Here is a 24,804-nt window from a genome sequence, read left to right on the forward strand (position 1 = left end):
AAAAAAATAATGATGTAATTTTAATATCTTACAACAGCCCTCCTCCTTGGCGGGCTGGTAAAGTTTGCGAAAACTGTTTTAAGGAACCACGTATTCACTGGGGTTCAGGACAAAGCGGGAACTGCTGATCAGTCAACGAAGAATTGACTACAGTCAACGCCGAGCTGCAGAATAAGATCCAGGAGCTGTCCGGAGCCAATAACGACCTGAACACCCTTCTGGCCGGCCTGGGCATTGCTACCATCCTGGTGGATCATCAGCTCCGTATCCAGCGTTTCACCCCTGCCGCCACCAGGATCATCAATCTGATCGCCGGCGATATCGGTCGCCCGGTGGGCCATATTGTCTCCAACCTGGTCAATTACGAAAACCTGGTAGCAGATACCCAGGCTGTGCTCGATACCCTGAGACCCATCGAGAAAGAAGTGCAGGCAACAGACGGCACCTGGAACCAGCTGCGCATCTGGCCTTATCGCACCACGGAAAACATCATCGAAGGCGCGGTGATCACCTTTGTTGAGTGCACCGAGATTAAGAAAACCCAGGATGCCCTGCGTCTGAACGAAGAACGCATGCGCGTGGCCCTGCAAACCGTGCCCATTGTCATCGCCAACCAGGACAAGGCATTGCGCTACACCTGGATCTGCAATGAAGCCCCCTTTCCCGCGTCCCGTATCCTCGGCAAGACCGATGCCGACCTCTTGCCACCCGACGAAGCCGCAGAACTGATGGCCATCAAACAACGTGTGCTGGAAAGCGGCACAGGGGTGCGACAGAAAGTGCGCATCACCTTTGACGGCACGTCCCAAGACTATGATCTCCTCGCGGAACCGCTGCGTGATACCGAGGGCACCAGTATCGGTATTACCTGTGCCATGGTGGCACGACCCGGGTATTGGCCGGGCAATCAACCTGACAATGAGGCCAACAAATAATGACCAGTGATAAGCTTCACCGCAAACGAGCCGCTGAACTCCGCCGACTGGCTGAAGAAGCGGTCCGCAATGAACAAGCCCGGTTACCCACGTCCTCCCCTGACCTTACTGAGCAGGACACGGAGCAAATTCTCCACGAATTGCGGGTGCATCAGGTCCAGCTCGAGATGCAGAATGAAGATCTACGCCAGGCCCAGGAAAAACTCGATGCGTCTCGAGCACGTTATTTCGACCTCTATGATCTGGCACCGGTGGGCTACTGCACTTTATCCGGTAACGGCCGCATCCTCGAGGCCAATCTCACCGCAGCCACCCTGCTGGGGGTCGACCGGACCACCCTGGTGCAGCAGCCATTTACACGCTTCATCCTCGAGGAAGACCACCACCTCTGCACCCTGCAACAGCTTCAGGGACAAGATATTCCCGGCCCCCAGGAGTACGAACTGCGTCTGAAAAAAGACGATGACAGCTCCTTTTGGGCCCACCTGACCATCACCACTGTCCAGCTTGCCGTTGGTCAGTCTGAGTACCGGATCGTCCTGAATGACATCTCTGACCGCAAACATGCGGAAATCCAAGCCAGTGAACAGGCCGTGTTCACCCGGCGTATCCTCGACTCGACCTCTGCCCACATCGCCCTTCTCGACCCAGAAGGCATGATTGTTGATGTCAACAAGGCCTGGACCCGTTTCGCCCAGGAAAACAACGGCACAGAAATGAACAAACTTGGTCCGGGGACCAGTTATTTCTGTTCCTGGTCGTCTCAATACGGGGATATCACCAATGCCGCTGAGGCCTTTGCCGGCATCCGTCAGGTACAACGGGGCGAACGACCCTCTTTTACCATTGAATACCCCTGTCATGCTCCCAATGAACAGAACCGCTGGTTCAGTCTCCAGGCCCTGCCCCTTGTGGGCGATACCGGCCATGTCCTTGTTGCCCACACCAATATCTCCGCCCTGAAACAATCCGAACAATCCCTTGCCGCCGCCCTGGCGGAGAAAGAGGTGCTGTTGCGTGAGGTGCATCACCGGGTGAAAAACAACCTGGCCGCGATCATCGGCCTGTTGGACATGCAACGCAGGATGCTCAACGATCAGCAGGGCCGGGACCTGCTCAACGAGCTGAGCCGCAGAATCTTTTCCATGAGTCTGATTCACGAAAAACTGTACAGGTCCGACAACCTGGCCCGGATTGATTTCCATGGATATACCCAGGACCTGATCTTCCATCTGCACACCGCTTACGGGACCCCTCGCATTACCTGCCAGGCGGAGGCGCAAGGGGTCGAGATGCCGCTGGATATTGCCGTCCCCTGCGGTATGATCATCAACGAACTCGTTTCCAACGCCCTTAAATACGCCTTTCCAGAAGGGACACCGTGTTCGGAAAAAAACGGTTGTCACATACAGGTCAGCATCCGGCAGGACAACAACACCTACACCCTTGCAGTGGCCGATAACGGTATTGGCCTGCCTCCTGAATACGACTGGAAAGCCGCCTCCACCCTGGGCATGATTCTGGTCCGCATGCTGGGGTGCCATCAGCTCGGCGGTGAATATACACTGGACCGGCTGGGCGGCACCCGGTTCACCCTGACCTTCACCTCAAGCAAAGACAGCAAACCATGACAGCTTCCATTCTGATTGTTGAAGACGACGGTATCCTGGCCACCAATCTTTCGGCAACAGTTATTGAACTTGGGTATACTGTTCTGGGTCCGGTACGCACGGGTGAGGCGGCTGTGGAGATATGCCAGAACAACCAGGCCGACCTGGTGCTGATGGACATCGAACTGGCCGGCAAGCTGAACGGCATCGAGACCGCCGCAAGTATCGCCTCCATCTCCGATGTCCCTGTTGTCTTTGTTACCGGTTTTTCCCAGGAACCTCTGCTGAAGCAGGTCAAGGCTGTTGCGCCCTATGGGTATCTGGTCAAACCCGTCGCAGAACGGGAACTGGCGGCAACGATCACTATGAGTCTGCACCGACATGCCCTGGACCGACAGCTCAAGGAAAGCCGCATCGCTTTGGAGAAAAGCGAAACCAGGTTTCGTCGCCTCTATGAAGAAGCGCCCCTCGGTATTTTTCGCGCCACAGCCTCGGACCTTATTATGATGATGAACCAGGAGATGGCCCGCATTATGGGCTGCACCAGTGTGGAAGAGGCTCTCAGCTGGTATAATACCGACCTGAAACAGTCCATATGGGTGGATCACGGAGAGCGACAGGCTTTCATCAGTCAGTTAAAGAACCATGGCGAACTGAGGCAATTCGAGTGCCGGAAAATAAAGAAAAACGGTGAAATCATCTGGCTTTCGATGGATGCCCGTCTCTCTCCCCCCACCGAAGCCGATGGCGACAACCACGACCAGGTTATTGAAGGATTCGCCACCGATATCACTCAACGCAAATGGATGGAAGAGCAATTGGCACTAGCCAATGAAAACCTGGAGCGCAGGGTCGAACAGCGGACCCAGGAACTGCAGGAAACCCAGAAACAATACCTTCATGCCGAAAAACTCACGGCCATCGGCAGACTTTCCGCTTCCATTGCCCACGAGTTCAACAACCCTCTTCAGGGTATTTTGTCGATCCTCAAGGGATTGCGCAAACGGGCCGTCCTGGAAGAGGAAGACCGCCAATTGCTGGAAGCAGCCATCGTCGAGGGAGATCGGATCAAGGATCTGATCCGTCACCTCCAGGATTTCAACCGGCCTTCCTCGGGCAAGAAGGTAGTGATGGACGTGCACCAATCGCTCAATGCCATCCTGCTTCTCTACAAAAGTGATTTCAAGAACAAACGGATCTCCGTGGTGCTCGACTACGCCGATCAACTGCCTGAAATCCTCGCGGTTCCCGACCAGATCAAACAGGTTTTTCTCAACCTCCTCACCAACGCCGCCGATGCCTGCCAGCAGCCGGGCTGCGTGATCACTCTTCTCACCTGGCAGGAAAACGACCGGGTGGCAGTGGCTTTCCACGACAATGGCATTGGCATTAAGGACGAAGCAATGGAGCAGCTCTTCCAACCCTTTTACACCACCAAAGAGGAGGTCAAAGGCACCGGACTGGGCCTTCCGGTCAGCTATGGTATTATTCAACGGCATAATGGGGAAATCCGTGTAACCAGTCAGCCGGAAACAGGCACAACCTTTACTATTCTGTTGCCCATACGCGATGATAGTGTGGTCAGCTATAGCAGAAATGCATAGAAAAATTGTGCTTTCAAATTACCACCCATACGTTTCGAGCAGTTGCACGAATCGACAACCTCCCTGTCCTTGCTCCCGAATCTGATCTTCATCAATTTTCGGAACTATTCAGCTGAGATAATCCGGCTTGCTTTGGCTACGAGTCCCTCCATCTGCCGGAGCCACCGGTCTTCGAGAACTACAATATCACCCCGTCCCAGGACATCCTCGCCATTCGTCTTGCCCCGGAATCCGCTCAACCGGAATATGCCCTGCTCCATTGGGGCCTGGTGCCGTTCTGGTCCAAGACCGCCACAACCAAATTCCCCTTAATCAATGCCAGGGCCGAAGGCATCGAAAAAAAGCCCTCTTTTCGAGGCCCTTTCAAACACCGCCGTTGCCTTATCCCGGCCAGGGGCTTTTACGAATGGCAGCAGATTGACGGCCGCAAACAACCCTATTTCTTCCGCCCGGTCGATGACGGCTTGTTTCTTCTCGCCGGCATCTGGGATAACTGGCAAGGAGATGACGGCACTGTCATCGAGTCCTGTGCGATCATTACCACCGAGGCTAATGCCCAGATCCGGCCGATCCATGAGCGAATGCCGGTCATCCTCAACGAGGAGAACCTATCGGCCTGGCTGGATCCCGGTACCAATCAACAAACTTCACTCGCCCTGCTCACACCATTTGCCGCACCGATGACGATCCATCCGGTGAACAGCAAGGTGAACAACCCCCGCCACAACGGGCCGGACTGTGTGGCCCGTATCTCTGCGGAGGAATAACAGAGTACGCCTTATTACTCGCCAAGATCGGTGAGCACCCACGGGGCCGCTTCGATCTCGACAAAGACATAGCGGGTCATGAACAGCTCGTTGCCCTCGCCGGTATAGGGCAGGAGCAGGATCAGACCAGGCAAATCGTCAAGATGCGTGACCGAGGGTAATACCTTCAATTCTTGCGGTTGCAATCATTATTTGCTATCGTTATCTTATGAAGTCAAAGCATCGGAAGACACTGGCGGCGATCTTCGCCGACCCGGCAAACGGTAATATGAAATGGAGCGAGATTGAGGCGCTGCTCGTTGCTCTTGGTTGCCAGGTAATTGAGGGAGCTGGCTCCAGCGTCACCTTTGAACGAGATGGCATAAGGGCCTACTTTCACAGACCGCACCCGGAAAAGGAAGCGTTGCGGTACCGCGTCAAGGATGCTCGTGAATTTTTAACCAAGATAGGTGAAGCACCATGAACAGCATGAAATACAAAGGGTATCATGCCAAGATCGAATATGATCCGGACGACCATATTTTTGTTGGACGCATCATCGGCCTTCGTGATGTTGTTGGATTTCACGGTGAATCCGTGCAAGAACTTGAAACAGCATTCGCCGAAGCTGTGGACAGCTACCTTGCCGCCTGCGAACAATTGGGGCAGAAGCCAAATAAACCGCACTCCGGGAACCTTATGCTGAGGGTACCGGTTGAAGTCCATGCTGCCGTTGCTGCTGCTGCTGAAACCAGTGGGAAGAGCATTAACCAGTGGGCAGCGGGGGTGCTGAAGAAGGCGTGTCAGTCGTGAAAAGCCGCATCAACGATATCCTGACCCCTCATGCGGTGGTCGAACTGGTTGTCAAAAAAAATTGGAATCTGCTCAAGGCGTGGCGCAAACACCTGGGCCTGAACCAGAAGGAACTGGCAGCACGAGCCGGCATCTCGCAGCCTGCCCTTTCCCAGATGGAGAACAGCAACAATCACCAGGATGCCACTATTGAAAAATTGGCGACGGCCATGGGAGTAAGGCCTGAGCAGTTGGTCGATTAAATGTCACAACTTACCGGGCTGGACTAACCCTCGAAAACGTGACCTTTGGCCGCCTGGCTGAACGCTTCGGTAGAGTTGTTGAACCGCAAGTAACCCTTCACCGTCTCTCTCCCCACTGAAAAAAAGCGTGCGTTCATGGAAAAATTCCGGTATATATTCGTGCATGACCGCAATAATGACCTATCGGAATCGCACCATTACCCAAGACGATATCGCCTTCATTAAGAAGGTCATCGCCGAGTATTCCGCCGAAGGCCGCACGGCTATCTCCCGGCGGATTTGTCATGCCTGGGACTGGCGGCAAGCCAATGGCCTACTCAAGGACATGGTCTGCCGAAGCCTCCTCCTCATCCTTGAGCGACAGCACTATATCGTTCTCCCGCCCAGAATCAAAGACAACAACAACGTTGGTCGCAGGGCATGTGCCCAGTACACGATTGAGACCAACCAAGAACCGATCACCGGCCAGGTCAAGGATCTGATGCCCATCAAGCTGCGTCAGGTCCGGAGAACCCCCGAGGAACGGTTGTGCAACAGCCTCATCCAGCACCATCATTATCTCGGTTATGCCCGGCCGGTGGGTGAGCACCTCAAGTACCTCGCCTTTGCCGGTGACAGGGTGCTGGCCTGTCTTATTTTCTCCTCCGCTCCGTATGCCATGACCTGTCGCGACACCTATATCGGCTGGACTCCGGAAGCGCGGGAGCGAAACCGCCACCTGCTCGCCTACAACACCAGATTTCTCATCCTGCCCTGGGTCAAGGTGCCGCATCTGGCCTCGCACCTGCTGGGCCTTGCCGCCAGGTCTCTCTCCAGCGATTGGCAACAGCTCTACAACCACCCTATCTTCTGGATTGAAACCTTCATCGACACCGAACGATTCGCCGGCACCTGTTACCGGGCCGCCAACTGGATCAAGCTCGGCCTGACCCATGGGCGGGGGAAATATAATAAAACCCAGCAACAACTCACATCGATCAAGGCCATGTATGGCTATCCCTTATCCCGCGACTTCCGCAAAAGGCTCTGTCATGGATAGGCAGGAAGCCGAGCGGATCCATGCCGCGGGCAGGGAGGTGGTGATCGCAACCCTCCTGGCCATGGACACCCGTATCCGTTAACTCGAACAATATGAGCAACGGGTTGGGGACCTGGAAAGAAAAATCGCTGCGCTGACCTGCAACTCGACCAATTCCTCCCGACCGCCATCGACCGATCCGCCAGGGACCAAAAAGAACCCGCCACGTCGTACGCCCGGCAAACGCCGCCAGGGTGCTCAACCCGGTCATAAAGGGACCCGGCGCGAACTCTTGCCGCCCGAGGAGATGGATCACATCCATGATCTCTTCCCGGAGCACTGCCAGGGCTGTCAACGCCCCTTTTCCGAAGCGCACCGCATTCCTTCACCGCAACCAGCACGCCACCAGGTGTATGACATACCGGTGGTCGTGCCGATCAAAGAGGAATATCGCTGCCACGTCCTGCACTGTTCATGCGGCCATCGCACCACCGCTTCCCTGCCGAACCACATTGCTCAATCCAATTTCGGCCCGGGTGTTCATGCCGCCATTGCCTATCTCGGCTTGGTGCACCACCACCGGTGATAACTGACCGTATTGCTCCATTGAGCGCTGAATCGAACGCTCCGCCAAGGGATCCACTATGCGCAATCCCCGAAATCGTTCCCCGATCTTTTGAAGAGCCAAGGACTCCGGCTCACTTGTCAGATGGATGCCTCGTTCCATGTCGCACCTCGTTGTCGAGTTTGCTTCACGATACGGCATGGGAGCGGACAGGGCTATCACCTCTTGCAAGGGGCTTCGGGGGTACTTGTTGTCGATTCTTAACCATTTCAAAAGGTTGGCAGTTGATCACCTCTTGGAATCGATACGGGGGAAGTCGGAGCAAATAGCCAATGATTATCAACTGTTGCCGGCTCATCACCTCTTGAAAACGACTCGGTGGTAGTGAGTACTCTGGGATGGGTTCCGGGGCTGGAGCCTCCACCGGTTCTTCTTGAGATAATGCCAGCCGCTTCTCGAGATAGATCTCCCGGAAATAGGCCCGGTTCTTTTTGTTCCACTCCCGGCATGTCCGAGCGTGCCACTCCTTTTGACACGCCGCACTCCCACAGGTCTTCTGGCGTGCCCCAAGGCGGGCATTCGGTTGAAACCATTTTCGACACACACGGCAGGGACGCTTGCGATTCTTGTCCTTGGTTCCCATACCGCCCTCTGCCTTGATGAAGGCATCAAAGCAGTATACGGACTTCTTCGCACAACGGGGAAAAGGATCGGGTGGGTCTGAAAAAAAAACGGTGGGAAGGATGGTGAAAAACGGACAGGTGGGTCAAATTTTTGGTGGTGGTGGGTCAGAAATTCATCGGCGGTGGCACGCGGAAAGACACCTTGCCCAATGTGACTACAAGGCGGCGGCTATCTATGCCCGGTCCGCCTTTGAGAAAGAGATCCGTCAACATTGCGAGAAAATGCAAAAAAAGGTGGTTTTCAAATCACAGTTAAAAAAATACTCCACTGAGGATTTCTGGAATGCCATCAAGGGTGATCTGCCTCTTGCAATGAAATATGATATTGAGACCTACCGATCACTGGTTCTGAACACGTTCAGCCATTAAAAAACTGAACGGCATGAAATGAAAAACGAGATTTTATGAGCTGTTAAGGCGATTCGAGAACTCAAAGCAGAGCTTCAACGTTTGAGAGCGTCTGCGTCTCCACCTTCGCCTTGACTCTGGCTCTCCCCTCACCTCGCGCCACTAAACTAAGTGAGTATATGGAAACTACTGCGTCGCCGCTGCAGGTAGTAACAGTATTATAAGTAGTTAGAGAAATTCGCTAGATAATGCTATTCATCGTACTAAACCACCCGACCCGACCTTTGCTCAATGGTTGAATTTGGACAGGTCGATCTGAACAGGGCTACCCGAATTTTTGAGAGGATGCGAGAATCGTTCGTTGAGTGGTACGGGAAAAAGAGAAGGCAGAACAAGAAGAAGGAAAGGCGATTAGCCACTGGGTTGAGCGATCCATTCCACCATAACGAAACAGCCCTCCCTTGACCAGATCGCTGGCAGGGGATTTTTTTTGTCTGGCGGCATGCGCAGCAGCGTAAAAAATGAAAAAGCACTTAATCATGATTGACTAAGTGCTTGATTTTATGGAGCCGATATCCGGACTTGAACCGGAGACCTACTGATTACGAATCAGCCGCTCTACCAAACTGAGCTATATCGGCCTGCAGTGAGTATCGTTTCCGCAGGGTGCGGTTTGAGGTTTATTGATGTAGCAATTTTATGGTATAGTGTCAAGATTATGAAATGGTCTTTTGTGTTGTTCCTCCTCCTCCTTCTTCTCTTCCTGGGACTGGCCGGATGCCGGGCCGAGGAATCTTCCCCGCCGATTTCGGAGGAAGCAGAGGAGGTTCCGGCAGTTGCAAGTGTTCCGTTACCGGTCGGTTGCAGTGGGTGTCATGACAAGGTGCAACTCGACGCACACCATGCCATTGCCTGCACCGCCTGTCATGGAGGTGTGGACAATGTGAGTCAAGTTGACCAGGCACATGCCGGTCTGATCGCCCGCCCGGGTCATCCGGAGCAGATGGCGGCCACCTGCGGCGTATGTCATCAGGAACAGGTTGCCGATGCAGCCCATTCCCTGCATTTTACCCTTGAGAATAAAGTCAACACTGTCCGCAGGCATTTCGGAGCCGAGGAGCATCTCGACTCACCACTGGACATTCCTGTGGCGGCCTCTTTTTCAACACCGCTCGACCTGGCCGATGACATGCTGCGGAGGCGCTGTCTCCGCTGTCATGTCTATTCGTCCGGCGATCTCTATCCCGCCGTCGTCCGCGGCACCGGTTGCAGCGCCTGCCACCTGTCCTTCAAAGACGGGCGCCTGCAGTCCCACAGCTTCATCATTCCCACCGACAAGCAATGTCTAAGTTGTCATTACGGCAACTATGTCGGCAGCGACTATTATGGCCGCTATGAACATGACTACGACTGGGAATACCGCACACCCTTCACCGCCAACCCCACTCTGCGCTCCCGCCCCTACGGCATCGAAGCCCACAACCTGGTCACCGATGTCCACCAGCAAAGAGGTTTGACCTGCATTGATTGTCACCAAGGCAGTGCCCACGGCGGCTCTTCCGGATCGTTGACCTGCAGTGGTTGCCATGATTGGCAGCCGGAATCGACTTCATTGCCGGCGCTCGATACCCTTGAAGTGCGAGGCGAGGATCTGGTACTGACAGCCCGCGTCTCAGGGAACGAACATGTTGTCCCCCTTCTGCGCCATCCCGCCCATGATGAGTTCGGCCACAAGGTGGCCTGCCAGGTCTGTCACGGCCAATGGAGCTTCAACGACTTCACTACCCACCTGCTCCTCTCAGAAAGCGACGATTTCGAGCCCTGGTATCGTCTGACCGTCCAGTCCAGTTCGGAAGTTGAATATCTGCTCGAGCATAATATCTATGGCACCGGCCGCCTCCTGCCCCCTGTCATGCGTGACGGCCTGACCCGACGGCCGCGTCTGGGGGTCTGGTACCAGGGCTTTACCCAACGACGCTGGGAGCAGATGATTGTGGCAACCGATACAGATGGGGTTATCAAGGTCTTTCGCCCTGTGCTCGACCTGCGCCTGTCCTACCTGGACGAGGAGGGGCTGGTCCCTTTTGACAACGTTGTCGGCGAAGGAACAGGCCTGCGACCGTATACGCCCCATACAACCGGACCGGCCGGGATGTTCTATCGCGACCGGTTTCAACATCTCCTCGCACCCTGAACCTTGACACGCTTCCATGCAGGTACTCACTGTACGGCCAACCTTGATCAACTGCCTGGTGCTGCTCCTGCTCATGAGCATCTGTTATGGGTGCGGCAGTAAAAAACCACCCACCCCGGCCCCGGCTCCCACCAAAACCCACCTGAGTACGCCAGCAAAAAAGAAGCCTCCGGCCATCCCGGCAACCCAGCGGCCTTATGTGATCAACGGCATCACCTACTACCCCATCCCTTCAGCTGAGGGGTACGTGGAGCGAGGTATAGCCTCCTGGTACGGCAAACCCTTTCATGGCCGGAGAACGGCCAATGGTGAAATTTACAACATGTATGGTGACACGGCAGCCCATAAAACACTGCCCATGAACACCATGCTCCTGGTGCGGAACCTTGAAAACGGCAGAACCGCGGTGGTCCGGATCAACGACCGTGGACCTTTTGTTCGGGAGAGGATTGTGGATCTGACCTATACCAAGGCCGCGGCGCTGGGTATCGTCAGAAACGGAACCGCTGAGGTGGAAATCATCGCCCTGGCGCAGAGAGATACAGCGCCTGCCCCCAGTCCAAGGACAACAACAGCGGCCGTCACCACCCCACCACCAGAAAAACCCCCGGCTCAGGATTTTGACAAAGGAAATTTTTATGTGCAGGTTGGAGCGTTCGAGAAGGTCGAGAATGCCAGGATATTGGCCCAGGCGTTTTCCCGCAGGGGGCGGGACGTGATCATTCAGCAGTATCCGGCCGCTGGCATGAATCTGTATCGGGTCATGATTTTTGCCGGCACCTCGCTGGCCCGGGCCAAGGTGTATCAACAGGAACTGGAGGCGGAAGGCTTCCGCTACGCTATGCTGCTAGCCCGTTGACGATGCCTCGGCCTCATATCGTCGAACCAGGCCGACAAATCGCCTGATCAGGTCATGGTCCTTGCGCCCCGGTGCCGACTCGAGCCCCGAATTGGCATCCACTCCATAGGGCTGTACCTGATTGAGTGCTGCCCCAATATTGGCGACATCAAGGCCGCCAGCGAGGAGAAAGGGTTTGTCAAGCCGCAACCGAGCGATCATGGTCCAGTCAAAAGTTGCCCCGGTGCCACCCACAACCTGTTTGTCAAAAGTATCAAGGAGAAACCCCTGCACACTGTCCCGGTAGGGGGCCGCATCGGCCGCTGTCGAATGCGGTCCGACCCGCAGGGCCTTGAGTACCCGGCACGAGGGGAGCTGCGTGACCAGATCCCGGCAATACCCAGCAGATTCCTTGCCATGCAACTGGGCATAGCCAAGGCGACAATCCTGAATGATCGCCGTTGTCCGGGCGAGATCGCTGTCAACAAAAACACCAACCGCATCAACAAAAGGCGGTAACCGGGCAATGATCCGCCCGGCGACCTCGGGTGCGATGACGCGGGGACTCTTTTCATAAAAGATAAACCCCAGGGCATCCACGCCCGCCTCCACGGCACACAACGCATCCTCCAGACAGGTTATGCCGCAGATTTTAATACGGATGCGTGACAACCCGTTCATGCCGTCAGAAATTCCCGCAGCAGCTGGTCCTGCTTGCCCGCCCGCATCAGACTCTCACCAATAAGAACCGCCGTCACCCCGGCCTCCCGTAACCGTTTCATATCCGCTGCCGTGGCAATCCCGGATTCACTGACCACGGGTATTTCCCCGGGGATCTCGCGCATAAGCCGAAAGGTTGTCTCCAGACTGACCGAAAAATCGTTGAGGTTGCGATTATTGATGCCGATCAACCGGCTTTCCGCGCTCAAGGCCGATTCCAGCTCCCGCTCATCATGGACTTCGACCAGAACATCGAGACCAAGGGATTCGGCCTGCAGCCTGTATTCCTGTAACTGGTCAGTGGAGAGGATGGCGGCGATGAGCAGCACGGCATCAGCGCCGACAGCGTGCGCTTCCTCGATCTGCAGAGGATCAATGATAAAATCCTTGCGCAGCACCGGCAACGACACCTCTGCACGAACCAGAGGAATATAGTCTAAAGAGCCCTGAAAAAAATCGACATCCGTCAGCACGGATAAACAATGGGCACCACCTTTGCTGTAGGCGCGGGCTATGCGGACCGGGTCGAAATCCGGCTGAATCACCCCTTTGGACGGGGAGGCTTTTTTGGCCTCGGCAATAATTGCGACCCCGGAAGCACTGGTCAGTGCCTTGAGAAAACCACGTGGCGGCCCCAATGATGCGCCCATTTCCGGCAGTCCCCGTCTTTTCAAGGCCGCGACTTCCTCATATTTTCTGGCGACAATGGTATCAAGGATCATGGCAACACTTCCCATCAGGTCCGGTTGAAAGCAATGAGCTGTTCGAGTTTGGCCAAAGCCGCCCCCGAAGCAATGATCTCCCGGGCCTTGTCAATACCGGCCGGAATAGTTTCAACAAGGCCCGCGGCCATCAGCGCGGTACCGGCATTGAGCAGGACCATATCCAGTTTGGGGCCAGGCTCACCGCCCAGTACGGCCCGTACCTGGGCCGCTGACTCCGCTGCCGTCCTGCCGCCACGTATGGAGCCGGCATCGGCAACCTGCAGGCCGACCTCCTCGGGGCGAAGAATCGAGGTCGTCACCCGGCCGGCGTAACCGTCAGCAATGTGGGTGGCGCCAGTGATGGTCATCTCATCGAGATTGCCTTCACCCCAGACAACAATAGCCCGCTTCATGCCCAGGCGCACCAGAACTTCCGCCAGGGTCGTCGTTAAATCGCGGGAAAATACACCGGTGAGCTGGACGTTGGCTCCGGCGGGGTTGGTCATGGGGCCGAGAATATTGAACAGGGTCCGGATACCGATTTCCCGCCGCGGTCCAATGGCATATTTCATCGCCCCATGCAACAGAGGGGCAAAAAGAAAGCCGATGCCCACCTCCCGAACACAGAGCGCCACTTTTTCCGGTGGTGTGCTCAGATTCACTCCCAGGGCCTCGAGAACATCGGCACTGCCGCAATGGGAGGAGACGGCCCGGTTGCCATGCTTGGCTACCGGAATTCCGGCGGCGGCGACCACAAAACTGGTGGTGGTGGAAACATTGAAACTGCCGGACCCGTCTCCACCGGTACCGACGATATCCATCAGCACCTCGCCTTGTTCGGCCTTGACACCGGTATCGATAAAAGTCGCTTTTTCCCGCATCACCTTGACCGCGCCGACAATTTCGTCGATGGTCTCCCCCTTCATACGCAGGCCGGTGATGAAAGCTGCGATCTGCGCAGCGGTTGCCTCGCCGCTCATGATCTCCTGCATCACGGTGATCATTTCCTGTTCATGCAGATTTTCAAGGGCAACGACTTTGCTGATCGCTTCTTTTATCATGATAAAACCTCTCGGTGCCTCATTGTTGCATCAACTCCGGTCGCGGAGCAGCTGTTCATAATCCAAGCGAAGAAAAGTATGCAGCAGGATGCTGCCAGGGGTGGTCATGATTGATTCGGGATGAAACTGAACCCCCTCGATGGGCAGACTCCGATGCCGCAGCCCCATCAATTCGCCCTGATCGGTATGGGCAGTGGCCAGGAGGCAATCAGGCAGGGTCTGTTCTTCCACCACCAGGGAATGATAGCGCATGCCGTCGAAGGGACTGGGCAATCCGGAAAATACGCCGAGCCCGTCATGGTGGATGGGACTGGTTTTTCCGTGCATCAACCGGGAAGCCCGGATCACCCTGCCGCCGAAGACCTCGCCGATGGACTGGTGGCCAAGACAGACCCCGAGAACGGGAATACGTTCGCTGAAGGCAAGGATGGCTGCCATGGAAATTCCGGCTTCTTTTGGCGTACGGGGACCGGGCGAGATGAGCAATCGCTTCGGAGCCAGGGCCATGATGTCGTCAACCGTAACCGCATCATTGCGAACAACCATGACCTCGGGAGGCTGCCAGTTCGCGGCGGCATTGGCTGGGGCCGTGGCCAGGGTCTGAACGATATTGTAGGTGAAAGAATCGTAGTTATCGATAATGATGAGCACGGCTTACAACCCCTTTTCCGCCAATTCCACGGCCCGGCGCAACCCCATGGCCTTGTTGATGGTTTCCTCGTATTCCTTCTGTGGGTCCGAATCGGCAACGATTCCGGCTCCGGCCTGGATCGAGAGATCCTGTCCATGAATGAGAAAGGTACGAATAGTGATGCAGAAATCCATGTTCCCGGAAAAACCGAAATACCCCACCGCACCGGCATAGGGGCCCCTGCGGCTGTTTTCCAGCTCGTCGATGATCTCCATGGCCCGGATCTTGGGTGCACCACTCACCGTGCCGGCGGGAAAACAGGCCTGAATGACATCGAATTGATCCAGGCCCGGTCGCAAGGTACCGTGCACTCCGGAAACAATGTGCATCACATGACTGTAGCGTTCAATAATCAACAGATCGCGCACCACCACGGAACCGTTCGCCGCAACCCGACCGACATCATTGCGCCCCAGATCCACCAGCATCAAATGCTCGGCCCGTTCCTTGGGATCAGCAAGCAGCTCTTCTTCCATGGCCAGATCTTCCGCCGGCGTTGCTCCCCGTTTCCTGGTCCCGGCGATGGGACGCAGTTCAATATCTCCGTCTTCGAGACGAACGAGAATTTCCGGTGATGAGCCAATGAGCAGGATATCGCCCTGGCGCAGATAAAAAAGGTAGGGGCTGGGATTGATATGGCGGAGAGCCCGGTACAGGGTGAAGGGGCTGACCTGCAATGTGGTGTGGAAACGCTGCGACAACACCACCTGGATGATATCTCCGGCGAGAATATATTCCTTGGCCCGATCGACCATGGCGGTGAATTCCGCCTCGTCCATATTGGCCGAGAACTGATGGGATTCAACCTGTTCATCCTGGAAGACAGAGACGGGAATCGGTCCACGGAGCTGACTGATGATCTGCTCGATTCGTTCACAGGCCCGATGGTACATCTGATTGCTCTCATCGCCCTCCCCTTTCCAGACGTTACAGACGACGGTCAGGTTCTGTTGGACAGAATCATGGATCAGGACAATGCCGGGCACCATGAAGGAACTGTCAGGCAGTCCAAGGGATGGGTGCCGATCCGGGATGTTTTCCATGAACCGGACCATGTCGTAGCCGAGAAAGCCGACCGCGCCACCAAAAAACCGCGGTAGCCCGGGTGAGGTGCTCACCGCAAAGGAGGCCAGTAGTTTCTTCAGCTCCTCCATGGGATTGACACCGGTTCGTTCATCATCGACATCATCACGGCCCGGATAGCAGACACGCATGCGGTCCCCTTCGCTGGTGCAGGTCATGAGCGGATCAAGGCCGATAAAGGAGTACCGACCCCATTTTTCACCGCCTTCCATGGATTCAAAGAGAAAGGCGTGGGGGTCATTACCCGCTACCTTGGCAAAAATGGTCAGCGGAGTATCAAGGTCGGTGATGATGGTGCGGTACACGGGAACGAGATCGAATTGACCGATCATTTCCCTGAAAACCTGCGGTTCGGGAACGTACATGAAAAAAACCTGTGGGTGGCAGTGAAACTATTGTCAACCTTAACCGGGGTGCAAGGACAAAAGTGCATGACTTTGAAACTTGAACCGTTGATCAGAGCTTCATAAGGGACAAACTGGCTGACGGGGAATAAAAAATGCCATGGTAGCATACAGCTTCCATGGCATTTCTGTCATCCTATAACAAGGGCAAGGAAAATCGAATATCCCTCAAACAAGGGGCTGCATTGCCTGCACCCTTTTCGTCAGTCGGGAAACTTTGCGCGAGGCGGTATTTCTGTGAATCGTTCCTTTGGAGGCAGTCTTTTGAATGATCGGGATTGCGACCTGAAGCGCAGCTTTCGCATCTTCCTCTGATCCTGCGGCCAAGGCTTCCTCAACCCTACGGATCACGGTTTTCATTGCCGATTTATTCATACGATTACGTAAACGACGCACTTTGGACTGACGACTTCTCTTCTCCGCGGACTTATGATTTGCCATGAAAGCTCCTAACTCGGTATCATTATATACGGCATCTATACTGATGGAAAAACGGTATCAAACAAAAACTACAACTTTGAATATATATCGAACTGTCCTTTCGGTGTCAAGCCTATTCACATCCACCGCCGGATATATTCACTTGAATCCGTGACGGACAAACGTTCAGGGATCAAGGATTCACTCGGCAACCAGAGCGCCCTCCAGGTCGAGACCCAAGGCACCGGTGAAGACCGCACCATCGACCAAAGCATTTTCCAGTCTGGCCCCGGTGAGATCGGCTCTTGTGAAATCAGCCAGGTACAGATCAGCCCGGCGCAGATCCGCATCCTGCAGATTGGCTTGCCGCAGATTAGCCCCCTTGAGGTTTGCCCTGCCCAGTCGGGCCCGACGCAGGTCACTGCCGCTCAAATCGGCGCGCTCAAGATCAAACCCGCTTAAATTTTTCCCGGCGAGATCGACCTGAGAAAGATCACAGCCCACGCATCGTTTATCTTTGAACAGCCGGTCGAGAAGCTCCTGTTTGCCGGTATCTGCAGCAACAGCAGCGATTTGGATCAGATCCTCACCCCCCTCTCCTGGGGAGAGAGCAGGAGAAAAAACATTCGGCTCCTGTCTTGCCGACGAGAAATCAGATGTCGGGGCTGGTTCCTCTTGCGACAAAACTTCCTTCTCCGGTTGCGACTCTGGTAGAGCGATTTTCTGCGTTGTTGCAGAGTGCGAAAAATCTGCTTCCACGTCTACAGCCCGGGTGCCCGGTTCGTTGGCCCCAGAGGCGGCAACTGCAAAAAACTCTTCCCCTGCCTCGAAATAAGCCGCCTCCATCCGGGTGCCAGAGGAAAGCACTTCAGGTTCATCAGGAATCTCCGTACCTGCCGGGGTGGAATCAGGTGACCCCGCATGCGAGGCGGAAGCTTGTTTGCCGGTACTGCTGGGATCCTCTATCTGCTCCGGGACCGGAGCATCGGCCGAGGACACAGCATGGACTTCAGTGGGGATGTCCGCATCTGCAATGGGAACGATTTTCTTGGTCTGCACCGGATCAACCATCGGCTGCACCAGCGGAGCTATCGGTCTACGGCCAACCGGCGGCTCTGGAACTTCCTGGGGCGGGCTGGAAACTGAGGCTGTTTCCGGACTGGAACTGGTTAAGGGGTCAGCTTGAAGTGCAGGCGTATCGACTGTTGACTGATCAGCCGGCTGTTCAATGATGAGTTCCTGGGTGTAGGGCTTGCTCTTCGGCTGCGTCACATCGGGAACAAAAACCTTTTCCCCGACCCCCTGCGCCACTTCCGCGGCACGTCCTGGCCGGGTCTGAATACTGCCTGTCATTTTAGCAGTCGCGAGAAAAGCCCCTTCCAGGAAAGCTCCGGTGAGATTAGCGCCTTCCAGATTTGCATTGGCCAGATCGGCACCACCGAGATTTGCTCCCTGTAGGTTGGCGTTCCGCAGGTTGGCACCGGATAAATCCGCCAGAACAAACTTAACTCCCGCCAGATTAGCCCCCTCCAGATCAGCACCGGCCAATTTAACCCGGGTCAGGTCCGCCCCAGCCAGATCACAGCCAGAACAGGCGTTGGTTGCCATCAATTGAAGAAAATTCTCCTGGACAATCGGACGGTTCGATCCAGGCGGAGCGGCATGTCCAGCCTGGATCGGCACAACCATGGACATAGCCAGGAAAAAGAAAAGGACACGATGGTTCATAACAGTCTTCCTTTGATCGATGCAGCAAAGCGGCAAGAGGGGTACTGCACGTCAAACGTAATGCTGGGTCTATTAAGTGTATGCCTGTGATCGCATAGCATTAACCAGCCCGTCTCGATTGAGCACAAGGCATTTCGTTTCCGGAGGTACCCTGGAGTCAACATGGGTCCAGAAGCTAAATCTACCGAATATATCCGGATAAATCACGGAAAAATGGTTTGTTGCCGGACACCATCTATACCCGACAATTCCACGAGATTCAACACTCTTCAACAATAAACCCTGCTCTGACAGGTAGGTGATCCAGGCACTCCATCGTTACATAGAACCTGACTGTCCGCGCAGGAGAACTATACCGGGAAGCCGCATCTGCACGAACCTGAGGCACCTGTGACTGGTTACAATACATGAGCCTGATACATCAAACAGGTGACCAGTACTCGGAGAAAGGTTATAAAATCCTGAATCCAGGGCGGCTCGACCCTTTTCGGATATATCTTGCTGTAAGCATGTTATATTTGCAGCTAAACTCTTGAAAAAAACTTTCACCAGCCGCCCTTCGGGGCATTCGTCCGCACGCCAGCTTCATTGCCCGTAACCGTCCGATAAAGTCTACTTTAATCGAACGGTCACGAACAACGAAGCTGGCGCACGGACGAACGCTCACGGATTCAGGAAAATACCTGCAAAAGCAAACCGAACCGGAAGAACACACTTCGGTTCGGTTCGATCTGCTCATCAAAAGAGAGCAGGTATTCAGGCTGCCTTGTTATCCAGGTTGCGCACTTTGGCTTGTTTCTGTTTGTCGATTTTTTTCGGAATTAAGCCATTGGCCATGAATGCTGTACATTGCTTGCGCTTTTCAAAGGGACAATCGGTGATATTCCAGCATGGTGTGTACTGCAATAATTTTTTCACAGCGGCAATGGAAACGCCGTGATCGTGGATCATTTCCCGCAGACACTCTATCCATTTGACATCATCCATGGTGTAATACCTCCATTTCCCCTTGCGCAGAGGAGAAATCAATCCCTCTTCTTCATAAATCCGCAAGGTTCGTGGATGGACATTCAGCATTTGTGCCGCGACACCTATGGTGAAGATTGCTTTTTTTTCATCAACCATTTTAACCCTCTTTGCTTGCACCCGCGACCGGGCCCCCTTACAGGTGGAGCCCGGTCTCAGTGTCCAGTCAGTCACGACCCCTTTAATGCGCCTCATGCTCGGTAAAACGTTTACCAAAGAATCGTTCCCCCTGAAGGAAAGCAATACCGGTGAAACCGATGCCGCCAAGCACCACAACCCATTCAAATCCGGAAGGGGTATAGCTCAGGTAGGTGGGCATGGATTCGACACCGCTAAACTGGGGAACAATCTGACCGGCGGTTACCATGTTCAGCCTGGACACAAACATGCCCACAAGACTCATCAAACCCGCGGTAGACAATGCTGCCAGACTATTCATTCTGGTCAGTACAAGGAGAAGCATCGGAGCGACCAAACCGACACCGATCTCAATGCCCCAGAAGTTAGTGGCCAGAGGTCCATAAACAAGTGCCTCGGCGGCGACACGGCCTTCACTGGAACCGCCGACAAAGAATGCAGTCATTTTCCAGAACGTGGAGACTGAAACCAGGACCAGCATGAGCAACAACACCTTACCCGCGGCCTGAACGCCTTCAAAAACATGCTGTTCCATTTGACGTCCGCGAATGATATACGCGTAATGGGTAAAAATAATGGCTGCGGCCGCACCGGACAGAAAGGCACAGGCCAGGAAATACACCGGCAGTTGTGATCCAAACCAGAATGGACGAGCCGCCAGAGTAGAAAAAACACCGCCCAGGCAAGTATTGGCAGCGACTTCCGCCAGCGCAGCAAGGATGCCGAGCGCTAACGCCAAGCCGAAACGTCGATTGAGGATCAACCAGAATTCAACCAGAATGAATCCGAGGGCGAGACCGTACAGAGTCCCCATCCACCAGATATTGGAGGCTATGTTGGGCGAGGTGATGTTATAGATCAACATCCTCCATGGACTGACAATTTCCATACCAATAACCAGAAAGCCGCTGAGAATGGTGATCAAGGAAATCCAGACCATTCTGTTTGCCAGGGGAGCCAATCGATTACCTCCGAATAGATGGCTGATCACCGCTAACAGGCAAAGCCCTGTCGAAGTGATGGCGAAAAAGGCATACGTTGAAATGAGCAATCCCCAAGGCACCTCCCTGGTCATATTAAACAAAGGCTTGTGCCCGATAATAAAACCGGTCAGCCCGACGGCGACCCCCGCCAACAGGAGCAGCCCGAACATGATGGACAACATTTTTACCAGCGGATTCGCCACTTCAGGTTCCGCTGTTGCTGTCAGTGAAAATACTTTTGCCATGATAAACCTCCTTTTTTCTGTTTCGTTTATGACTGATAAACCTGATAGATTACAATCGTGCCGGTTCGTTCATCTCTTTTTTGTTTGCTTCATTGGCAAGGGATCCCAGCCCAATTAGAACAACTACAGCTGAGAATGGTCCCAGAAGAAGAAACAGCAAAAAAGCGAGGCAGCACCAGAACGTTTCCATGCATTGAGGCAAATACGCCCGAATCCATTTGACCGTACAGGGCCCGCCAACATCTTCGGTCCGATTTGTTTGGTTAAGCCGTGAAATATGCATTGTCTTCCCCCTCAGTTTTTTTGCTGTTGAAGCATTTCCTAGCCCTGCTTAAGGCAAGGGGTGTGCCACCATGGAAACAGAAAACTTTCTTGAGGCAACCAACGCACCATTACCCTGAAAAGATGAGATAAAATTTACCTGTACACACCGAAGTTCATGTTTTTTAGCAAGCTGAGACCTTAAATAATCCTCCCCTGAAAGATCAAAATTATCCCCAGGACAAATAAAAAAGGACGCTTTATGCGTCCTTTGTGCAGCGGTATTTGATCGACTGCCAAAAAAAATCTTTTGCGGTTAGATTAATTTTATATATAAATTCAATATGTTAAAAATAGAAGCGGTTCGGACGAGGCTTCATCTTAAACGCCGTGCTTGTCGTCACCATAAACAACCCTTTGAATAAACAAACTAATTTATATCGTAAAATTAACAAGTTAAAGAACAACAACCTGCCATAGGCGTAATTTGATCCTAGTGCAGTCAACGCTCACAATCCCGGAAGCAATTCATCCTCATTTTCCCTTGAAGACTGTGCGAAAATCGTGAACAGGCTACAGTAACCATGCCGGGGAAAAGAATATCCGACCAACCATCCTGCCAATCATCCTTTCCAAGAGTGAGATTTCAATAATTGCTTGTACCATTGCTCGCGACTGAAATGCTCGCTTGACCAGCCAAAAGAGAGAGAGAAAAGCGGTATATAAAAAAACATCCCTCTGTTTACAAAAAATTTTTGTTAACTTTTCATATATTTACTGATTAATCATCTAGATCCGTTGAACGTTCGTCGGTGCGTCAGCTGTATTGTTTGCGATTTTTTAATAAAAGCACACTTTCTCAGTCGGTTAGGGGTGATGCGGGTGGCGTGCAAACGGACGCCAGAAAGGCGGCTGATGAAGGATATCATCAAGGATGATTCTGCAATTATACCATGATTACAGCATGATATATCCAAAATAAGCATCCAGCCGTTACGGATTCGAGAATTATTGACCGCAGCTGTTTTTTTTTGATGAGTATTTCAGGTATAAATGTGATACGTTGTGGTATTAATATCGGATCAACAAAATACCCTTATTGCTTCCCCTTTAACCTACAAATCGGTGGATACAACAAAGAGCCCAAACAGAAGGATACCCTCTGAGCAGACCACAGCTCCCCATGGCAGGTGTGATCGTGAAACCTACTGGTCCCCTGGAACCTGGCGAGCGGTTTTCAATGGCATAGAGGACCCGTGTCTTGTGGTCCGACCGGACGGAATCATCATCGAGGTCAATGATGCGACCTTGAGAGCTGCTCAGAAATCGAGGGAGGAAGTCATTGGCCAGGGAGTATGTAAAATCATACATGGTGGCCGCTGGCCACACCTTGAATGTCCCCTGGAAGAATTTCTTAAGAATTGCACACCAAAAACTGAGGAGACCTGCCTCCCTGGACTCTCTGGTGAATATTCCTTTTCCATCTCACCTGTTAAAAATACTCAAGGCGAAGTAGACACTATTCTGCTCATCGCCAGGGAGCTTACCCGAGATGAGCTTCGCAAGGTGGACTATTTTCGGAGCGCGAAACTTGCGGCCCTGGGAGAACTTGCCGCTGGTGTTGCTCATGAGGTCAACAACCCCATCACAGGAATAATTAATTTTGCGCAGATATTGCTGGATACGTATGACCTTGATCCCGCTGGGGTTGATATGCTGCAGAAGATTATGAAAGAAGGAGACAGGATAGCAACTATCACCAGAAATTTAATCTCTTTTGCCCGGGCGGACATAGGTTTGCGAGAGCCTGTCGATCCTGTTGAAGTTGTCGATTCCAGCCTTGACCTGGTTAATCATCAACTTTTGAAAGATGGAATCAAGGTGATAAAAGTTTTTCCGAGTTTTAATTCATTTATTATTGCTGATTTCAGAAAATTACAACAAGTTTTTTTAAATTTCATCAGTAACAGTCGATATGCTTTAAATAATAAATTCAAAGGATTGGATGAAAACAAAAAAATTGAAATAATATTTCAAGGAACAAATAATGATAAAAATAATTTTTATAAAATTATTTTTAAAGATTACGGAACAGGTTTACCTCAATCTATACTAGAGCATGTTTTTGAACCCTTTTTCAGTACAAAGCCACCTGGGGAAGGAACAGGATTAGGTCTCAGTATAAGTTATGGAATAATTAAAGAACATGATGGAAACTTATATCTTAATTCTATTGTAGATAAATTTACCGAGATAATAATAGAATTACCAATAGGAAGATAATTCTATGAGTGAAAATTTATATGCAGCAAAAATACTTATTGTAGACGATGAGGAGTCAATAAGACAGACATTTGAAATTTTTCTTAAAATGGAAGGATATAAATCTGTTAAATCAGTATCCAATGTAAATTCAGCATTTGAAGCACTTAACCAAGCAGAGTATGACTTGATAATAAGTGATATTGTTTTGACAGGACCAAGCGGCACAGACTTTCTGAAAAATATAAGAGAATCAGGGGTAAAATGTCCAGTAGTTATGATTACCGGATTTCCTAATCTGGAATCTGCTTCAAAATCAATTCGACATAATGCATTTGATTATATATCAAAACCAGTCAATAAAGATACGTTGATTCATTTTACCAGAAGAGCTCTTCAGCATTGGTTTGCCGTAAATAAAGCACAAAGACTCCAACAAGAAAATGAAAAATTCAGACAATACCTTAATGCAATTTTTCAATCAGTCAGCGATGCTATCATCACATTCGATTCACAATTACGAATTGTTCAACTCAATGAAACAGCAAAACAATGGTTAAATTATTCTGATAACAATACTGAAAAAGGTATCCATTGCCTCCCGAGTGATGCATTGGGCAATGCTTGTCTCGATGATGTACGGAAAATTTTACAGGGAGGCATTGAGGTCCGAAGACACCTCATCGAATGCACCACTCCTGACCACAAAACAAAAATGATCAGCATTAACGCTTCACCGCTAAAGGACGAGCAGAATGTACTGCAGGGCGTCGTCATTGTCGCCAGGGACATGAGCAGCACCATACCGGTGAACAGAGACCAGAATCGCATTACTTTTCATGGATTTGTCGATTCAAGCCCGGCGATGCAGAGGGTGTACAACCTCATCGAAAATATAGGGAAAGTTGACACTTCGGTACTGATTACTGGTGAATCAGGAACAGGGAAAGAACTGGCAGCAGAAGCCCTTCACGCTGAAAGCGCTCGGCGTGATAAACCATTGATCAAGATGGACTGCGCTTCCTTTTCTGAAAATTTACTGGAGAGTGAACTTTTCGGCCATCGCAAAGGTGCCTTTACCGGTGCCGACAGAGACAGGGCGGGTAGATTGCTGCAAGCCGATGGTGGGACCTTGTTCCTGGATGAAATAGGGGACATTTCCCCTCGAACCCAATTGTTTCTCCTCCGCTTCCTGCAGGAAAAAACCTTCACCCCGTTGGGCCAGGATGAATCCATTCAAGTCGATGTGCGAATTATCGCCGCATCCAATGTTGATTTCCAGCAAATGGTACGACAGGGTAACTTCCGGGAGGACCTGTACTATCGTCTCAAGGTCATTGAAATTGACCTTCCTCTGTAGATTGTCACACCGTATTACCTGAAATCTAGTCGAAATTCTCAAGTAACAGTACCCTTGTGAGAAGGGTCCAACCGCAGGAAATGAGAAAAAGTGGGCAGGCTCGGCGCGGGGGGTAGGGAGGT

General features: G+C 52.6%; 24 protein-coding genes, 1 tRNA gene and 1 pseudogene. 14 read left to right on the plus strand and 12 right to left on the minus strand.

Translation table 11 applies throughout. From position 1 onward, the window contains the following. Nucleotides 1-143: 143 nt before the first annotated feature. From JWG43_RS19750 to JWG43_RS15595, 3 genes are read left to right on the plus strand one after another with little or no spacing between them, the layout of a single operon-like run. Nucleotides 144-935 (plus strand): PAS domain-containing protein, encoded by a 792-nt coding sequence (locus JWG43_RS19750; protein WP_240193639.1) that lies wholly within the window; start codon nt 144-146, stop codon nt 933-935. Beyond that, nucleotides 935-2,566, plus strand: coding sequence for a sensor histidine kinase (locus JWG43_RS15590; RefSeq protein WP_205243874.1), 1,632 nt, complete (start codon nt 935-937; stop codon nt 2,564-2,566). Before JWG43_RS19750 ends, JWG43_RS15590 begins: the two co-directional genes overlap by 1 nt. Beyond that, complete coding sequence (locus JWG43_RS15595; protein WP_205243875.1) at nt 2,563-4,149, plus strand: ATP-binding response regulator; 1,587 nt, start codon at nt 2,563-2,565, stop codon at nt 4,147-4,149. Before JWG43_RS15590 ends, JWG43_RS15595 begins: the two co-directional genes overlap by 4 nt. 104 nt (nt 4,150-4,253) lie before the next feature. Here JWG43_RS15595 and JWG43_RS20080 read toward each other — a convergent pair whose 3' ends face one another. After that, a complete protein-coding gene (locus tag JWG43_RS20080) occupies nt 4,254-4,409 on the minus strand; it encodes a hypothetical protein (RefSeq protein WP_338033274.1) in 156 nt (51 codons plus the stop codon). Here JWG43_RS20080 and JWG43_RS15600 point away from each other — a divergent pair. Further along, complete coding sequence (locus JWG43_RS15600) at nt 4,362-4,916, plus strand: SOS response-associated peptidase (RefSeq protein WP_338033275.1); 555 nt, start codon at nt 4,362-4,364, stop codon at nt 4,914-4,916. The genes JWG43_RS20080 and JWG43_RS15600 overlap by 48 nt on opposite strands. A gap of 14 nt (nt 4,917-4,930) precedes the next feature. On the opposite strand, the gene JWG43_RS15605 is transcribed toward JWG43_RS15600, so the two are convergent. Continuing rightward, entirely contained in the window at nt 4,931-5,101 is a 171-nt protein-coding gene (locus tag JWG43_RS15605) for a TraV family lipoprotein (protein WP_205243876.1), read from the minus strand. 23 nt (nt 5,102-5,124) lie between these two features. Between JWG43_RS15605 and JWG43_RS15610 the strand changes: the two genes are divergently transcribed. The 6 genes and pseudogenes from JWG43_RS15610 to JWG43_RS15635 all read left to right on the plus strand — a co-directional run bounded on the left by JWG43_RS15610 (nt 5,125) and on the right by JWG43_RS15635 (nt 8,585). After that, entirely contained in the window at nt 5,125-5,379 is a 255-nt protein-coding gene (locus JWG43_RS15610; RefSeq protein ID WP_205243877.1) for a type II toxin-antitoxin system HicA family toxin, read from the plus strand. Continuing rightward, nucleotides 5,376-5,708, plus strand: coding sequence for a type II toxin-antitoxin system HicB family antitoxin (locus tag JWG43_RS15615; protein WP_205243878.1), 333 nt, complete (start codon nt 5,376-5,378; stop codon nt 5,706-5,708). The genes JWG43_RS15610 and JWG43_RS15615 overlap by 4 nt, the downstream gene beginning before the upstream one ends. Next, nucleotides 5,705-5,950 carry a helix-turn-helix domain-containing protein gene (locus JWG43_RS19755; protein ID WP_205243879.1) on the plus strand — a complete coding sequence of 82 codons (246 nt, stop codon included), beginning with the start codon at nt 5,705-5,707 and terminating at the stop codon, nt 5,948-5,950. The genes JWG43_RS15615 and JWG43_RS19755 overlap by 4 nt, the downstream gene beginning before the upstream one ends. Nucleotides 5,951-6,113: 163 nt before the next feature. After that, nucleotides 6,114-6,989: a Druantia anti-phage system protein DruA gene (locus JWG43_RS15625; RefSeq protein WP_205243880.1), complete on the plus strand. Its 876-nt coding sequence runs from the start codon at nt 6,114-6,116 to the stop codon at nt 6,987-6,989. Nucleotides 6,990-7,086: 97 nt separating this feature from the next. Further along, nucleotides 7,087-7,554: pseudogene (locus tag JWG43_RS20590) on the plus strand (DUF6444 domain-containing protein); the annotation flags it as partial. Nucleotides 7,555-8,276: 722 nt separating this feature from the next. After that, a complete protein-coding gene (locus tag JWG43_RS15635; protein WP_205243882.1) occupies nt 8,277-8,585 on the plus strand; it encodes a hypothetical protein in 309 nt (102 codons plus the stop codon). 543 nt (nt 8,586-9,128) lie between these two features. On the opposite strand, the gene JWG43_RS15640 is transcribed toward JWG43_RS15635, so the two are convergent. Continuing rightward, nucleotides 9,129-9,205: transfer RNA gene (locus tag JWG43_RS15640), tRNA-Thr, on the minus strand. A gap of 77 nt (nt 9,206-9,282) precedes the next feature. Here JWG43_RS15640 and JWG43_RS15645 point away from each other — a divergent pair. Beyond that, on the plus strand, nt 9,283-10,758 hold the full coding sequence (locus JWG43_RS15645; RefSeq protein ID WP_205243883.1) for a hypothetical protein: 1,476 nt from the start codon (nt 9,283-9,285) through the stop codon (nt 10,756-10,758). Nucleotides 10,759-10,774: 16 nt separating this feature from the next. Next, the gene (locus JWG43_RS15650) at nt 10,775-11,617 is read left to right on the plus strand and encodes a septal ring lytic transglycosylase RlpA family protein (RefSeq protein WP_205243884.1); all 843 of its coding nucleotides are present in this window, start codon (nt 10,775-10,777) and stop codon (nt 11,615-11,617) included. Here JWG43_RS15650 and JWG43_RS15655 read toward each other — a convergent pair. The 9 genes from JWG43_RS15655 to nrfD all read right to left on the minus strand — a co-directional run bounded on the left by JWG43_RS15655 (nt 11,606) and on the right by nrfD (nt 20,799). Then, nucleotides 11,606-12,277: a phosphoribosylanthranilate isomerase gene (locus JWG43_RS15655; protein ID WP_205243885.1), complete on the minus strand. Its 672-nt coding sequence runs from the start codon at nt 12,275-12,277 to the stop codon at nt 11,606-11,608. The genes JWG43_RS15650 and JWG43_RS15655 overlap by 12 nt on opposite strands. Then, entirely contained in the window at nt 12,274-13,038 is a 765-nt protein-coding gene (trpC, locus tag JWG43_RS15660) for an indole-3-glycerol phosphate synthase TrpC (protein ID WP_205243886.1), read from the minus strand. The genes JWG43_RS15655 and trpC overlap by 4 nt, the downstream gene beginning before the upstream one ends. Nucleotides 13,039-13,052: 14 nt before the next feature. After that, nucleotides 13,053-14,081, minus strand: coding sequence for an anthranilate phosphoribosyltransferase (gene trpD / locus JWG43_RS15665; protein WP_205243887.1), 1,029 nt, complete (start codon nt 14,079-14,081; stop codon nt 13,053-13,055). 30 nt (nt 14,082-14,111) lie between these two features. Next, nucleotides 14,112-14,732 carry a glutamine amidotransferase-related protein gene (locus JWG43_RS15670; RefSeq protein WP_205243888.1) on the minus strand — a complete coding sequence of 207 codons (621 nt, stop codon included), beginning with the start codon at nt 14,730-14,732 and terminating at the stop codon, nt 14,112-14,114. Nucleotides 14,733-14,735: 3 nt separating this feature from the next. Then, the gene (gene trpE / locus JWG43_RS15675; RefSeq protein WP_205243889.1) at nt 14,736-16,220 is read right to left on the minus strand and encodes an anthranilate synthase component I; all 1,485 of its coding nucleotides are present in this window, start codon (nt 16,218-16,220) and stop codon (nt 14,736-14,738) included. A 207-nt stretch (nt 16,221-16,427) separates the two neighbouring features. Beyond that, a complete protein-coding gene (rpsT, locus tag JWG43_RS15680; RefSeq protein ID WP_205243890.1) occupies nt 16,428-16,700 on the minus strand; it encodes a 30S ribosomal protein S20 in 273 nt (90 codons plus the stop codon). Between the two features lie 180 nt (nt 16,701-16,880). Continuing rightward, entirely contained in the window at nt 16,881-18,407 is a 1,527-nt protein-coding gene (locus tag JWG43_RS15685) for a pentapeptide repeat-containing protein (protein WP_205243891.1), read from the minus strand. Nucleotides 18,408-19,163: 756 nt separating this feature from the next. Further along, nucleotides 19,164-19,532: a MerR family transcriptional regulator gene (locus JWG43_RS15690; RefSeq protein ID WP_205243892.1), complete on the minus strand. Its 369-nt coding sequence runs from the start codon at nt 19,530-19,532 to the stop codon at nt 19,164-19,166. An 82-nt stretch (nt 19,533-19,614) separates the two neighbouring features. Beyond that, nucleotides 19,615-20,799 (minus strand): NrfD/PsrC family molybdoenzyme membrane anchor subunit, encoded by a 1,185-nt coding sequence (gene nrfD, locus JWG43_RS15695; protein ID WP_205243893.1) that lies wholly within the window; start codon nt 20,797-20,799, stop codon nt 19,615-19,617. Between the two features lie 1,386 nt (nt 20,800-22,185). Between nrfD and JWG43_RS20085 the strand changes: the two genes are divergently transcribed. Then, nucleotides 22,186-23,343, plus strand: a complete 1,158-nt coding sequence (locus JWG43_RS20085) for a PAS domain-containing sensor histidine kinase (protein WP_371925208.1) — start codon at nt 22,186-22,188, stop codon at nt 23,341-23,343. A gap of 4 nt (nt 23,344-23,347) precedes the next feature. Then, nucleotides 23,348-24,682, plus strand: coding sequence for an ATP-binding response regulator (locus JWG43_RS15705; protein ID WP_205243894.1), 1,335 nt, complete (start codon nt 23,348-23,350; stop codon nt 24,680-24,682). Nucleotides 24,683-24,804 lie beyond the last annotated feature (122 nt).

It is taken from the genome of Desulfobulbus alkaliphilus (genome assembly GCF_016918545.1).
Taxonomy (GTDB): Bacteria; Desulfobacterota; Desulfobulbia; order Desulfobulbales; family Desulfobulbaceae; genus Desulfobulbus; species Desulfobulbus alkaliphilus.